The organism is Dactylosporangium sp. CA-139066, from assembly GCF_050936175.1.
GTDB lineage: Bacteria > Actinomycetota > Actinomycetes > Mycobacteriales > Micromonosporaceae > Dactylosporangium.
Window position 1 is genome coordinate 4,249,608 of record NZ_JBNJNH010000001.1, and the last position, 13,259, is coordinate 4,262,866.

The 13,259-nt window shown below is 72.0% G+C and carries 12 protein-coding genes; 6 read left to right on the forward strand and 6 right to left on the reverse strand.

Annotated elements, in window-relative coordinates:
• The first annotated feature begins 172 nt into the window (after positions 1-172).
• Together ACQEVU_RS19415 and ACQEVU_RS19420 are read left to right on the forward strand one after the other, a co-directional pair.
• Positions 173-1,540, forward strand: a complete 1,368-nt coding sequence (locus tag ACQEVU_RS19415; protein WP_433325418.1) for an extracellular catalytic domain type 1 short-chain-length polyhydroxyalkanoate depolymerase — start codon at positions 173-175, stop codon at positions 1,538-1,540.
• On the forward strand, positions 1,540-1,689 hold the full coding sequence (locus ACQEVU_RS19420) for a hypothetical protein (protein ID WP_433325420.1): 150 nt from the start codon (positions 1,540-1,542) through the stop codon (positions 1,687-1,689). Before ACQEVU_RS19415 ends, ACQEVU_RS19420 begins: the two co-directional genes overlap by 1 nt.
• A gap of 12 nt (positions 1,690-1,701) precedes the next feature.
• On the opposite strand, the gene ACQEVU_RS19425 is transcribed toward ACQEVU_RS19420, so the two are convergent.
• On the reverse strand, positions 1,702-2,475 hold the full coding sequence (locus ACQEVU_RS19425) for a FadR/GntR family transcriptional regulator (protein WP_433325422.1): 774 nt from the start codon (positions 2,473-2,475) through the stop codon (positions 1,702-1,704).
• Between the two features lie 190 nt (positions 2,476-2,665).
• On the opposite strand from ACQEVU_RS19425, the gene ACQEVU_RS19430 reads away from it, so the two are divergent.
• The 4 genes from ACQEVU_RS19430 to ACQEVU_RS19445 all read left to right on the forward strand — a co-directional run bounded on the left by ACQEVU_RS19430 (position 2,666) and on the right by ACQEVU_RS19445 (position 7,066).
• On the forward strand, positions 2,666-4,021 hold the full coding sequence (locus ACQEVU_RS19430; RefSeq protein WP_433325424.1) for an ABC transporter substrate-binding protein: 1,356 nt from the start codon (positions 2,666-2,668) through the stop codon (positions 4,019-4,021).
• Between the two features lie 74 nt (positions 4,022-4,095).
• Positions 4,096-4,941 (forward strand): carbohydrate ABC transporter permease, encoded by an 846-nt coding sequence (locus ACQEVU_RS19435; protein WP_433325426.1) that lies wholly within the window; start codon positions 4,096-4,098, stop codon positions 4,939-4,941.
• Positions 4,942-4,944: 3 nt separating this feature from the next.
• Positions 4,945-5,841 (forward strand): carbohydrate ABC transporter permease, encoded by an 897-nt coding sequence (locus ACQEVU_RS19440; protein ID WP_433325428.1) that lies wholly within the window; start codon positions 4,945-4,947, stop codon positions 5,839-5,841.
• 28 nt (positions 5,842-5,869) lie between these two features.
• Entirely contained in the window at positions 5,870-7,066 is a 1,197-nt protein-coding gene (locus ACQEVU_RS19445) for a mandelate racemase/muconate lactonizing enzyme family protein (protein ID WP_433325430.1), read from the forward strand.
• Positions 7,067-7,168: 102 nt separating this feature from the next.
• Here the strand turns inward: ACQEVU_RS19445 and ACQEVU_RS19450 are convergent, their stop codons facing one another.
• From ACQEVU_RS19450 to chvE, 5 genes are all read right to left on the reverse strand, one after another.
• Positions 7,169-8,155 (reverse strand): aldo/keto reductase, encoded by a 987-nt coding sequence (locus ACQEVU_RS19450; RefSeq protein WP_433325432.1) that lies wholly within the window; start codon positions 8,153-8,155, stop codon positions 7,169-7,171.
• A complete protein-coding gene (kduD, locus tag ACQEVU_RS19455) occupies positions 8,152-8,913 on the reverse strand; it encodes a 2-dehydro-3-deoxy-D-gluconate 5-dehydrogenase KduD (protein ID WP_433325434.1) in 762 nt (253 codons plus the stop codon). The genes ACQEVU_RS19450 and kduD overlap by 4 nt, the downstream gene beginning before the upstream one ends.
• The gene (locus tag ACQEVU_RS19460) at positions 8,910-9,938 is read right to left on the reverse strand and encodes a zinc-dependent alcohol dehydrogenase (protein ID WP_433325436.1); all 1,029 of its coding nucleotides are present in this window, start codon (positions 9,936-9,938) and stop codon (positions 8,910-8,912) included. The genes kduD and ACQEVU_RS19460 overlap by 4 nt, the downstream gene beginning before the upstream one ends.
• Before the next feature lie 136 nt (positions 9,939-10,074).
• Positions 10,075-11,631 (reverse strand): sigma-70 family RNA polymerase sigma factor, encoded by a 1,557-nt coding sequence (locus tag ACQEVU_RS19465; RefSeq protein WP_433325438.1) that lies wholly within the window; start codon positions 11,629-11,631, stop codon positions 10,075-10,077.
• 381 nt (positions 11,632-12,012) lie between these two features.
• Positions 12,013-13,131, reverse strand: coding sequence for a multiple monosaccharide ABC transporter substrate-binding protein (gene chvE, locus ACQEVU_RS19470; protein WP_433325440.1), 1,119 nt, complete (start codon positions 13,129-13,131; stop codon positions 12,013-12,015).
• Positions 13,132-13,259: the final 128 nt, after the last annotated feature.

Sequence of the window (13,259 nt, forward strand, 5' to 3'; positions counted from 1 at the left end):
CACAGTGTTTCGTCGCATTCAAGCTCGTCGACGTGACCCGGGTCCGTCGATGCGCGTAACACTTTTTAGGGTGTTGAACATTGCGGAATGTTCTGCCAACGTCGGGCTCATATCCGCGTCGCCGCCTCGGCGCGGGCGCGCGAGTTAGCGCTCACAATCTGGAGATTGCCTGATGCCACGAAAGCTGCGGGCCCTGCTGCTCGCCGCGGCGCTGCCCCTGGTTGTCGCCGCCGTGCTGGTCTCGACCCGGCCCGCGTCGGCGGCCGGGCTGACCCGGGTGACCGGGTTCGGCAACAACCCGACGAACCTCAACATGTACATCTACGTGCCGGCCACGGTCGCGCCGAAGCCCGCCCTGCTGGTGCTCGTGCACTACTGCGGCGGCTCGGCCTCCGGCATCTTCAACGGCAACGGCCATGACTACGCCACCGCCGCCGACCGCTACGGCTACATCATCGTGGTCCCCGAGGCCACCCGTAGCGGCAACTGCTTCGACGTGTCGACGCCGGCCGCGCTGAAGCGCAACGGCGGCAGTGACTCCACCGGCATCATGTCCATGGTGGCGTACGCCCGTGCGCACTACCCGATCGACGCGTCCCGCATCGTCGTGTCCGGGTTCTCCTCCGGCGCCATGATGACCAACGTCCTGGCGGCCGAGTACCCCGACGTCTTCAGCGCCGCGTCCGCCTACTCCGGCGTGCCGGCCGGCTGCTTCGCCACCACCGACGGCTCGCTGTGGAACAGCCAGTGCTCCGGCGGCAACGTCATCCACACCGCCCAGCAGTGGGGCGACCTGGCCCGCGCGATGTACCCGGGCTACACCGGCCGCTACCCGCGCATGCAGCTGTGGCACGGCACGACCGACACCACCCTCGCCTACCCGAACTTCGGCGAGGAGATCAAGCAGTGGACCAACCTCAACAGCCTGAGCCAGACGCCGGCGTTCACCGACCACCCGCAAAGCAGCTGGACCCGCACCCGCTACGGCAACACCGGCACGAACGCGACCGTCGAGGGCATCAGCATCGCCGGCGTCGGGCACCAGCTGCCGATGAGCGGGCAGCTCGCGTACGCCATCGCCTTCCTGGGCCTCGACGGCAGCGGCGGGACCACCTCGCCGACGCCGAGCGCGAGCGCGTCGAGCGCCTCGCCGCCGCCGGCCGGCACCACCCAGCTGGTCGGGGTGGCCTCGGGTCGGTGCCTCGACGTGCCGGGCGGCAACACGGCCAACGGCACCCAGCCGATCATCTGGGACTGCCACGGCGCCACCAACCAGCAGTGGACCGTCTCCGGCGGCACCGTCAAGGCGCTCGGCAAGTGCCTCGACTCGCCGACCAACGCCACCGCCGGCGTCAAGGCGCAGCTGTGGGACTGCACCGGCGCGGCGAACCAGCAGTGGAGCCTCAACGCCGACGGCACGATCCGCAACGCCCAGTCGGGCCTGTGCCTGGACGTCAACGGGGCGGCCACCGCGAACGGCAGCACGGTGATCCTGTGGACCTGCACCGCGGCGGCCAACCAGCGCTGGAACCGGGTCTGATGGGTCCGAGCCGCGACGACCGGCGGCCCTGGGAAGGGGCGGGCGAACCGCGCCTTCCCGGGGCCGCCGTCGCGGTCCTGGTGCCGCTCATCGTGGCCACGGTGACCGCCGTGACGCTGCTGGGCCTGGCCGCCGCGGGCCGGCTGTGACCGGGGGCGGCGCTACCGGTGCAGGCGCGCGGCGTCGCTCGGGCCGCCGCGGCGGACCAGCCACGCGTCGGTGATGTGGGTGAACATGGCCGCCGCGGCGCCCTCGGGGTCGCGGGCGGCGATGCGCTCGTAGATGCGGCGGTGACCGAGGTTCGAGGCGATGCACAGGCTGCGGTCGGTCCGCCCGACGTAGCGGGCGGTGTGGATGACCTGACTCTCGAGGGCCTTCACGACGCCGCGGGCGATGCGGTTGCCGGACGCCTCCATGATCGTGTCGTGGAAGGCGCGGTCGTGCTCCTCGTAGGTCACGTGGTCGTCGACGAGCTCGTCCATCCGCTCGACGATCGCGCCGAGCCGCTCGACGGTCGCCGCGTCGGCCAGGCGTGCGGCGACGTTGGCCATGTCGGACTCCAGCAGCCGCCGGGTGACGACGAGGTCGTCGAGCACGCCGAGGGTCTCGTCCTCCGCGATCGTCGCGGCGAGCACCAGCTCGTCCAGGATGTTCCAGCGCGTCGGTGGCGTGACGACGGTGCCGCTGCCCTGCCGGACCTGGACCAGGCCCTTCTCCTGCAGCACCTTCATCGCCTCGCGGATCACCGTGCGGCTGACCGAGAAGGTCTCGCACAGCGCCGGCTCGGGCGGTAGCGGCGTGCCCGGCGGGTGCAGCCCGCGCACGATGCGCTCCACGAGCTCCGCGGTCACGGCCCGGCCCAGGTTGGCCGGCCGCCGCGCCCAGGCCGGCGGCGTGACGGCGTGGGTGGCCGGTCCGGCCTCGGATGTCGTCATGTGCCCTCCCGGTTGCACGCCACGGGCGGCGTGACGCGTCGCGAACAGTGTATGCCCGGCGGGCTTACGTCAGACGTATGACCAAGTCGCCCGATCTTCGGCGGCGAGGCCTTGCGAACATCATACGTATGCCCTTACATTTCGTGCCGGTGAACTTGTGCTCAACAAGCCTCTTGAGAAGGACGTGTACATGTTCCACACCCCACGGGCCGGGCGCGGCCACCGGTGGGCCGGGGCGGGGGCGCTGACGCTCGCCCTGGCGCTCGCCGGCTGCAGCCACGACGCCGGAACCTCCGCCGGTTCCTACGGATTCCCCCAGGCCGCCCAGGACGACAAGGCGACCATCACGGTATGGGTCGACGCCGACCGCTCGGGCGCCGTCGACGCGTTCAAGAAGGCCAACCCGGACGTGAAGCTCGACGTGGTCACGTACGACGGCTCGGCCAACGGCTCCAACTCGTTTCGGACCAAGATGCAGCTGTTCGACCGGGCCGGCAGTGGCTGGCCGGACGTGGTCTTCTCCTCGCAGAACAACGACGCGGCGTGGGCCAGCCAGAGCAGCAACGGCAAGCAGGCGTTCGCCGCGGTGCTCAACCAGGGGCTCGTGCCGAAGACCACGCTGGACAGCTTCACCGCCGGCGCGCTGAACCCGTGCACGGTCGAGGGCAAGGTGTACTGCCTGCGCAACGACCTGGCCCAGACGGTGCTCTGGTACAACAAGGCCCTTCTCGCGCAGTTCGGCTACACCCTGCCGACGACGTGGGAGGAGTACCAGGCGCTCGGCGTGAAGGTGGCGCAGGAGCACCCCGGCTACATCGTCGGCGCGGCCGGCGACGCGTTCACGCCGGAGATCTACTTCTGGGCGAGCAAGTGCCAGGCCAACGGGATCACCGGGCCGAAGGCCGTCACGGTGAACACCGGCAGCACGGAGTGCAAGCGGGTCGCCGGCATGCTCGACACCCTCATCAAGAACGGCACGACGCCGACGGTCAGCGTGTTCACGCCGGAGTTCGTGCAGAAGTACACCGGCAAGGTGCTGCTCATGCCCGGCCCGGCCTGGTACGCCGGCGCCATCTTCAACAACCCGCAGTCGCTCAACGTCCCCAAGGGCCAGCTCGGCGTCGCCGCCCCGCTGCCGTGGAAGGGCGAGGAGGCGGCGACGGGCAACGTCGGCGGCGGCACGTGGTTCGTGAGCAGCCACTCCAAGAACCTCAAGGCGGCGGAGAAGTTCGCCGAGTTCGTCACCACCGCCGACGACTACCAGGTCAACCTGGCGCCGGGCTACCCGGCGTACGCGCCGGCGGCCGACAAGTGGATCAAGAAGCAGGAGTCGAGCGGGTACTACGCGACCGACCTGCAGCCGCTGATCACGGCCGGCAAGCAGATCTGGACCGGCTGGGGCTCCGGCATCTTCAGCCAGGAGGCCATCTGGGCCAAGACCGTCACTCCGGCCATCGCCGGCGGCAAGAGCCTGGTCGACCTGCTGCCGGAGTGGCAGACGGCGATCAAGAACCAGGCTCAGGTCGACGGCTACACGGTCACATGACGATGCTGCGTGAGGCCGCCCGCTCGACGGGTGGGCGGCCTCGGTCGTCGCGACCGGCGCGCTCCCAGCACGCGATGAGCTACGCGTTCGTCGCCGGCTACGCGCTGCTGGCCGTCGCGTTCGGGCTGCTGCCGGTGCTGTACTCGGTCTACCTCGCCTTCACCAGCGGCAGCGGCGGGTTCGCCGGCGCCGCGAACTTCACCAAGGTCTTCGACGACTTCCGGTTCCTGCCGGCCGTCGGGCACGTCGCGTCGTACCTGGTGATCTGGCTGGCCGGGCTCGTCGTGCTGGTGACCGTGCTGGCCATCGCGGTGCACGCGGTGCGGGTGCGGTGGCTGAGCCGGGCCCTGCGGCTGGTGTTCTACCTGCCGGGCGCGGTGGCCGGGGCCTCCAGCGTGCTGCTGTGGCTCTTCGTGCTCGACCCCACCGCGAGCCCCGCCGCCGGGCTGCTGCGGCTGTTCGGGTTCACCAGCTTCAACCAGGTGATCGCGCCGGCGAACCTGCCGCCGATCTTCGCCGTCATCGCATTCTGGACGGGGGCGGGCGGCTGGATCGTCATCATGTACGGGGCGCTGAACAACATCAGCCCCGAGGTGATCGAGGCGGCGCGCATCGACGGCGCCGGCCCGGTGCAGATCGCCTGGCGCATCCAGCTGCCGCTGCTGCGCAAGTGGATCTCGTACATGGGCATCATGTCGCTCGCCGCCGGCACCCAGCTGTTCGTCGAGCCGCAGCTGCTGTCCCAGGCCAGCAACGCGATCGTGCCCAACGACTACTCGCTCAACCAGCTGGCGTACCTGTACGCCTTCCAGCAGAACGACTTCAACGCGGCGGCCGCCATCTCGCTGCTGCTGCTCGTCATCGCCCTCGCGCTGTCCGCGGTCTTCGTGACCCGCGGCGGCCTGTTCTCCAGGGACTGAGCCATGACCATGACGGACGACCGCCGCGGCGGTGCCGGCGGCCGGGCCGGGCGCGGCATCGTCACGGCGATGCTCGGCGTCTTCGTGCTCTTCTTCGCCATCCCGATCGTCTGGCTGCTGCTGGCCACGACCAAGTCGGCCCACGGGCTCATTGTGGACAACCCGTTCCGGCCCGGAAGCCTCGGCGACCTCGCGGCCAACTGGCGCCAGCTGTTCGGCTTCCAGGACGGCGCGGTCACCTCGTGGCTGGCCAACTCCGCCCTGTACGCCGTCGGCGCGCTGGTCGTCACGCTCCTCGTGAGCATCCCGGCCGGCTACGCGATGGCCATGACGCAGTTCCGGTTCCGCCGCACGCTGCTCGTGCTGACGCTGGTCGTGATGCTGATCCCCAACACCGCGCTCGTCCTGCCGATCTTCCTGGAGCTCAACCTGGTCGGGCTGATCGGCAGCCCGCTGTCGGTGATCCTGCCGATGTCGTTCTTCCCGTTCGGGGTCTATCTCGCGTACATCTACTTCTCCACCAGCCTCCCGCGCGACCTGCTGGCCGCGGCCCGCATCGACGGGTGCACGGAGCTGGAGGTGTTTACGAGGGTGGCGCTGCCGCTGGCGACGCCGATCGTCGCGCTGGTCGGGTTCTTCAGCTTCGTGCAGAGCTGGAACAACTTCTTCCTGCCGTTCGTGATGCTGCCCTCCAGCGACGGCTACCCGGTCCAGGTCGGGCTCACCTCGCTGCTGGCCTCGACGCCGGCATTCAATCCGAGCTCGGCCGGGACCCAGTCGGTGCAGCTGCCGACGCTCGCCCTGGCGACCGTCGTGTCGGTGCTGCCGGTGCTCATCGTCTTCGTCTTCGCCCAGCGCTTCCTGGTGGCGGGCATGACGGCGGGCGGCACCAAGGAGTGAGCGCGCACCATCGGCGACAAGGAGAACCGTGAAAATCACCGGATATCGCAGCCTGACGACCAAGCACGATTGGGGGCGGCTGATCGGCGACGCCAATGGGGTGATGCCCGACCCGCGTACCGACGTGCACGTGCTGATCCTGGAGACCGACGAGGGACTCGAGGGCGTGGGCGTCGGCGCCCACGGCGACATCGACCGAGTCTTCGCCGCCGTCGAGGGCGAGGACCCGCGCGCCGTCTCGGCCCTCTACGACCGGATGCTCGACCGGGTCTTCAAGAGCGGGCACGCCGGGGCCACGTTCGGCGCGATCGGCGCGATCGACATGGCGCTGTGGGACCTCAAGGCGAAGCTCGCCGGCGAGCCGCTCTGGCGCACGCTCGGCGGCCGGGACCGCTACGTCCCCGGCTACGCCTCGGGCCTGGACATCGCCGTCGACGACGAGGCTCTCGTCGGGCTCTACGGCCGCTTCGCCGAGCGCGGGTTCAGCGCGGCCAAGCTCAAGGGCGGCCACGACGTCGAGCATGACCTGCGCCGCCTGGAGGCCGTGCGCGACGTGCTGCGGCGCAACGCCGCCCGGCCCGCGCTCATGTTCGACGCCAACGAGTCGTGGAACCGCTCGCAGGCGGTGCGGTTCGTCACCGCGCTGGAGCGCCGCGTCGAGCTCACCTGGGTCGAGGAGCCGGTGCGCCGCTGGGACGCCGCCGGCCTCGCCTCGGTCCGCCGGGGCATCCGGGCCGCAGTCGCCACCGGCGAGAACCTGACCGGCCTGGAGCAGTACCGCCCGCTGCTGGACGCCGACGCCGTCGACATCGTGCAGGCGGGCTGCGTCTGGGGGATCACCCACTTCCTGCGCGTGGCGGCGATGGCCCACGGCCGGGACCTGCCGGTGAGCCCGGTCGCCTACCACACCAACCCGCTGGCCCACGCCGCGGTGGCCGTGCCCAACCACCTCGCCTTCGAGGTGCAGGACCTGGTGGCGCCGATCGGCCTGAGCGTCGATCAGGAGTTCGAGGACGGCGGGATCGTGCTCGGCGACGAGCCCGGGCTGGGCATCGCGGTCGACGAGGAGCGCATCCGCGCCGGGCTGGTCGACCTGCCGGCGGCCACGGAGGGCCCGCACGTGCGGCCCCGCCGGGCCGGCCTGCGCATCGTGCTCGACGCCGCCGCGGGCGAGAGCGACCGGGTCGGCCTGGTCCGCGATCGGCCGCAGCCCGGCGGCGTGTAGGTATTGGGTAGCCCGCGGGTCGGCCTGGACATCGTGCCGGGCCGGCCCGCGCTGCATGCTGCCGGCGGACGGTCGGGGGCCCGTGCGCGCTTGGTGCGCGGGCTACTCGGCCGGCAGCAGCCCGGCGGCGCGCAGGGCCGGCCAGAGCGCGTCCGGCACGGCGGCCGAGGCGCGCTGCAGCGTCTGCTCCACCTGGGCGGCCGAGCGCAGGCCCACCACGGTCGACACGACCGCGGGGTGCCGGCGGACGAAGGCGAGCGCGGCCGCGGGCAGGTTGACGCCGTGGGCCTCGCAGGCGTCGGCGATGCGCCGGGCGCGGTCGATGAGCTCGGCCGGGGCCGGCTGGTAGTTGTACGTGGCGTCGGCGGGCGGCCGGTCCCGGGCGAGGAGCCCGGAGTTGTACACGCCGGCGATCACGACGCCGACCCCGCGCTCCGTCGCGGCCGGCAGCAGGTCCTCGAGGGCGCCCTGTTCGAGCAGCGTGTACCGCCCCGCGCACATGACGAGGTCGACGTCGGTCTCGCGGACGAACCGGGCGAGCATCGCCGACTGGTTCATGCCGGCCCCGACGGCGCCGATGACGCCCTGGTCGCGCAGCTCCGCGAGGGCGGGAACGGCCTGCTTCGCGGCCTGGTCCCAGTGGTCGTCGGGGTCGTGGAGGTACACGACGTCGATCCGATCCAGGCCGGTGCGCTGCAGGCTGGCCTCGAGCGAGCGCAGGACGCCGTCGCGGCTGAAGTCCCACTCGCGGCGCAGCGCGGCGGGGACGTCGAAGCCCTCCGGGTCGCGCTGCTGCGCCGTCTGCGGCGACGGCACGAGCAGCCGGCCGACCTTGGTCGAGACCACGAACGCGTCGCGGGGCCGCGTGCGCAACGCGGCGCCCAGCCGTCGCTCGGACAGTCCGAGGCCGTAGTGGGGCGCGGTGTCGAAGTAGCGGATCCCGGCGTCCCACGCGGCGTCGACGGCGCCCTGGAACGTCTCGTCGCTCGTGGCGTGGTACAGGTTGCCGCCCTGCGCCGCCCCGAAGCCCAGGCCGGTCAGGCGCACCGCGGGCCGGCGGGGCAGTGCCCGGGTGCCGGCCGCGCTCATCGGCCGAGCCAGCCGCCGTCGACGGGCAGGACGGCGCCGTTGACGTAGTCCGAGGCGGGCGCGGCGAGGAACACGGCGGCGCCGGCCAGGTCGTCGGGGCGACCCCAGCGGCCGGCCGGGATGCGCTCGAGGATGGAGCGGCTGCGGTCGGGGTCGTCGCGCAGCGCCCGGGTGTTGTCGGTGGCGATGTAGCCGGGCGCGATGGCGTTGACGTTGACACCGTGCGCCGCCCACTCGTTGGCCAGGGCCTTGGTGAGCCCGGCGATCGCCGACTTCGAGGCCGTGTAGCCGGGGACGTTGATGCCGCCCTGGAAGCTCAGCAGCGAGGCGGTGAAGATGATCTTCCCGTGGCCGCGCCCGACCATCTCCCGGCCGATGGCCCGGCTCAGAACGAACTGGCTGCTGAGGTTCACCTCCAGCACGCGGTCCCAGAGCTCGTCGGGGTGCTCGGCGGCGGGCCTGCGCTCGATGGTGCCGCCGTTGTTGACCAGGATGTCGATCGGGCCGCGGGCGTTGAGCTCGTCGGCCAGGCGGTGCACGGCGGCCCGGTCGGCGAGGTCGGCGCTGATCGCGGTGAAGCCGCGGCCGGCGGCCCGAACCCGCCGCTCGGCCTCGCTGCCGGTCGGCTCCAGCCGCGCGGAGACGCCGATGATGTCGGCGCCGGCCGCGGCCAGGGCCTCCGTGATGGCCAGCCCGATGCCGCGCCGCGCGCCGGTGACGACGGCGGTGCGCCCGGACAGGTCGAAGAGCGATGTCACCGGTCCTGCTCCCGCCAGTCGATGAGGACCTTCATGACGGCGCCGCCGGACTCGAGCGCGGCGAACGCGGCGTCGACGGCCGGGACCGGCTCGATGCGGGAGATGAGCCGCTCGGCGGGCACGGCGCCGGCCGCGACGAGCTCGATGGCGGCGACGACGTCCGGGCGCTGGTAGAGCCGCGCGCCGAACAGCTCCAGCTCGCGCCAGAAGATGCGGTGCAGGTTCACCGGCCGGGGCTGGGAGTGGATGGCCACCATGACCAGGCGGCCGCGCGTGGCCAGGACGTCGACCGCGGTGGCGACCCCGGCGGGGGCGCCGGAGACCTCGAATGCGATGTCGGCTCCGGCGCCGGCCGTGCGCCGGTCGATCGCCGCCGTCGCGTCGACCTCGGCCGGGTCGAGGGCCTCGATGCCGAGCTCGGCGGCGACCGAGCGGCGGAACGGGTCGGGTTCGAGCAGCACGACGTGTGCGCCCTCGCGCTGGGCGACCAGGGCGATGAGTGTGCCGATGGGGCCGCCGCCGACCACGACGACGTGGTCGCCGCGGGACACGCCGGCCCGCCGCACGTCGTGCACGGCCACCGCGACCGGCTCGACGAGGGCCGCGTGCTCCAGCGGCAGCCGCTCGGGCAGGGCGAGCACGAGGCCGGCCGGCACGTTCCAGCGCGACTGCATGGCGCCCGGGGCGTCGATGCCGAGGAACCGCAGGTTGTGGCAGATGTGCGTGTTGCCGCGCCGGCAGGCCGGGCAGTGCCCGCAGGAGAGGGTCGGCATCACGGTGACCGGCTGTCCGAGCGACCAGCCGGACACGCCGGGCCCGATCGCGTCGATCCGGCCGGACATTTCGTGGCCGAGCACGGCCTCGGCGCCGACCCGGGCGTCCATGTCGCCGTGGAAGATGTGCAGATCCGTGCCGCAGATGCCGGTGAAGGCCACGGCGATGCGGACCTCGCCCGGCCCCGGCTCCCCGGCGGTCCGCTGCTCGACCTCGACCCGGCGGGCGCCCCGATAAACGACTGCTCTCATCGGCGCAAAACGTAACTCGTATGACGTCTGTCGTCAACGCCGACGTGCGATCCTCGCCGGGCCGGCGAGCGCGCGCCCGGTGCACGGACCCGCGGCGCCGCCCGGCGCGGGCCCGGGAACTTCCGGGGCGCGACGTTCAGGGGGCCAGCGGGGCGCGGGTCCAGAACGAGCTCGCCGCACGGAAGGCCGCGCTGTTGTCGGACTGGTCCACCCACAGCTCGTCCCCCCGCGCGTGGACGAACCACCCGGGGTAGTTGGACGACTCGAGCAGGACGGAGTCGCGGGCCGCGCCCGGCCGCGGGCAGAAGGTCGCGTCGCTGCGGAACAGCGGCGTGCCCTCGTCCGGGTTGAGCCGCAGCCGCCACGACGCGTGGCGCAGGTAGCCGCCGCCGGCGCCGCGGAACGACACGCAGGCCGGGTCGGCCAGGCCGGCGACGACGGCGAACGTGGCCGGCCGGCGCGCGGCATCGGCGCTGGTCGGGCCGAGCGGCGTCAGGACGCCGAGGCCGTCGGCCGCCGTCACGAACCGGCCCGGCACCTCCGCCGACTCCAGCGAGACGCTGTGCCCGGGCGCCAGGGTCGGCGCGCGGGTCGGCGACGGGGCGGCGGCGCTGGAGCGCGGGGGCCGCGGCGGCGACGGGGCGTCGGGCGGGCCGGCGCTCGCCGCGACGGCGGGGGCCGAGGAGGGCGCCGCGGCCAGGCCGGAGGTCGTCGGCGCCCCGGCCGGCAGGACCGCCACCGTGACGACAGCGCCGGCCGTCACGGCCCCCGCGATCGCCGCCGCGACGGGATGCGCCGCGAACGCCTTCAGCAGCTGGCTGAGCAGCCCGGCCTGGGTGCCGGCGCCGATGCCGCCGGTCACGCCGGCGCCGGCCGGTGCCGCGGCGCCGAGCGCGAGCCGGCCCAGCAGCGCGGCCGCGAGCCCGATCGGCACCGGCAGCAGCGCAAGCCCGGCCAGCAGCCGTTCGGCGGGGATCATGTCCTGCGCGGCCCGGCCGCAGGTGGGGCAGGAGCGTGTGTGGCGGGCGATGCGCTTGCGCCAGAGCGGGCCGGGCGCGCCGCCCCACTCGGCCACCACGGCCTCGAGCTGCGCGCAGCGCGGCCGGGCCTCGAGCGCCGCCACGATCTCCCGGCTCAGGTCGAGCTGCTGGCGCATGCGCTGCACCCGCACGCCGGCGTGCGCGACGCTGACGTGCAGGGCGTCGGCCAGCTCGGTGCGGCTGAGCTCACCGGCGGCCTCCAGCCACCACAGCGACAGCAGCGCCCGGTCGTCCGGGTCGAGCCAGTGGGCGGCCCGCTCGGCCTGGCGGCGCTGCTGCGACAGCAGCAGCCGCACTGCGGTGAGCTCCTCGAACGGCGCGCCGTCGGCCGGGACGGCGGCGGCCGCCTCCAGCGGGGCGGCGCGCCGGTCGGCGACGTCCCGGCGGTGCAGGTGGGTGCTCACCTGGTGCACCGCGATGGCGGCCAGCCAGGCCCGGTAGCGCTGCGCGCTCTGCAGCGACGGCAGCTGCCGCACCACTCGCAGCATCGTGTCCTGTACGACGTCGTCGGCGTCGGGATGACCGTCCAGGGCCCGGTGGACGATGGTGTAGACGATCGGCAGGCTGAGCGCCATGAGCTCGTCCAGGGCGTGCCGGTCGCCGGCCCGGGCCGCCTCCACGAGGCCCGGGCCGGTCGTGCCGGTCGTTCGCATACTCACATCGCACCCACAGAACCGACCTCCGGCGGCCGGGCCGGGCCCGGCCGCCGTCCCACGTTGCGGACGTTGACTGTCGTGGACGATCCACCGCCGCGTCAAGCAGAAACGGGTGGCGACTCCGGCCGGCCGCCGTGCATAACACAAATCGTTGATGACTTTTCCGGCGGGAAATTGTTACGTCGTTCCAGCACCGAAATTTGCAAGGTGAGCTGCTGGGAGTGCCATATTCTGCTCGGCCCATGTGCATGCGCGAAGCCGCTCGTCGCTCTGCTGCTCGGGCAAGGTCGTCGATGTCTACGGCCGCTCGAGCGTCCGGGCCGGTTGAGCTGACGCCCGGCTCCCGCCCACTGCGGGAAGCCGGGCGCGTTGCTGGGTCTACAGCCCCAGGTCGGAGGCCTTCAGGAAGCCGGAGTCGACGAGCTTCGACTTCACATCGTCCTTCGTCACGACGACGGGCGGAAGGAGGTAGGAGGGGACGACCTTGACGCCGTTGTTGTAGGTCTTGGTGTCGTTGGTCTCCACGGTGCCGCCCTTGCTGATCGCGTCGACCATCTTGGCGACCTGGTCACCCAGGGTCCGGGTGTCCTTCCACACGGTCATGGACTGTTTGCCGGCGAGGATGTTCTTGGTGTTGGCGAGGTCGCCGTCCTGGCCGGTGAGGATGGGCCAGTCACCGCCGGGCTTGTAGCCGTGGGAGTCGAGGGACTGCGCGATGCCCAGGGCGAGGGAGTCGTTCGGGGAGAGCACGACCTGGACCTTCTTGCCGCCGGTGTAGAACGAGTTCAGCCGGTTGTCCATCTCGGCCTGGGCACCCTCGGACTTCCAGCCGTTGATGGAGACCGTCTTCCAGTCGTCGTTGCTGGCCAGCTTCTTACCCGACGGGATGACGAGCTTGCCGCTGTCGACGTACTGCTTGAGCACGTCCCAGGCGCCGGCGAAGAAGAACTTCGCGTTGTTGTCGTCGGAGGAGCCGGAGAACGGCTCGAGGTTGAACGGGCCCTTGCCCTGGTCGAGGCCGAGCTGGGAGACGATGAACTGGCCCTGCAGCTGCCCGACCTTGTAGTTGTCGAACGTGGCGTAGTAGTCCACGTTCGGCGTGGAGTTGATCAGCCGGTCGTACGCGATGACCTTGATCTTCTTGTCGGCCGCGGTCTGCAGCACCGGGGCGAGCGCGGTGCCGTCGATCGAGGCGATGACCAGGATCTTCGCCTTGTCGTTGATCATGTTCTGGATCTGCGTGATCTGCTGGTCGACCTTGTTGTCCGCGTACTGCAGCGAGGTCTTGTACCCGGCCTTCTTCAGCAGGTCCTCGAGGTGGGCACCGTCATTGTTCCACCGCTCGAGGCTGCGCGTGGGCATCGCGATGCCCACCAGCGCGGGTCCACTGTCGGCGGCGGTGTCGCCGTTGTCGTTACGGGTCTTGCTGCAGGCGGAGGTGGTGGCCAACAGCGCCGCCAACGCGGTGGCGGCCAGGAGCCGGAGTGTTCTGGACACGGTCGTAAACCCTTTCGGTAATCGTCGAGGGACCGGTTTGTTACGGCCGCGAACATACCTGGGTCAAGCGTGGAACAGGCGTAACGGATTCACAACGGGGCATGCCAAGAAATGCGACTCACCCGGTC

Excerpts from the sequence above, each read along its gene's own strand:
- ACQEVU_RS19415 (WP_433325418.1), top strand. The coding sequence starts at position 173 with ATGCCACGAAAGCTGCGGGCCCTGCTGCTCGCCGCGGCGCTGCCCCTG.
- ACQEVU_RS19420 (WP_433325420.1), top strand. The coding sequence starts at position 1,540 with ATGGGTCCGAGCCGCGACGACCGGCGGCCCTGGGAAGGGGCGGGCGAA.
- ACQEVU_RS19425 (WP_433325422.1), bottom strand. The coding sequence starts at position 2,475 with ATGACGACATCCGAGGCCGGACCGGCCACCCACGCCGTCACGCCGCCG.
- ACQEVU_RS19430 (WP_433325424.1), top strand. The coding sequence starts at position 2,666 with ATGTTCCACACCCCACGGGCCGGGCGCGGCCACCGGTGGGCCGGGGCG.
- ACQEVU_RS19435 (WP_433325426.1), top strand. The coding sequence starts at position 4,096 with ATGAGCTACGCGTTCGTCGCCGGCTACGCGCTGCTGGCCGTCGCGTTC.
- ACQEVU_RS19440 (WP_433325428.1), top strand. The coding sequence starts at position 4,945 with ATGACCATGACGGACGACCGCCGCGGCGGTGCCGGCGGCCGGGCCGGG.
- ACQEVU_RS19450 (WP_433325432.1), bottom strand. The coding sequence starts at position 8,155 with ATGAGCGCGGCCGGCACCCGGGCACTGCCCCGCCGGCCCGCGGTGCGC.
- ACQEVU_RS19460 (WP_433325436.1), bottom strand. The coding sequence starts at position 9,938 with ATGAGAGCAGTCGTTTATCGGGGCGCCCGCCGGGTCGAGGTCGAGCAG.
- ACQEVU_RS19465 (WP_433325438.1), bottom strand. The coding sequence starts at position 11,631 with ATGCGAACGACCGGCACGACCGGCCCGGGCCTCGTGGAGGCGGCCCGG.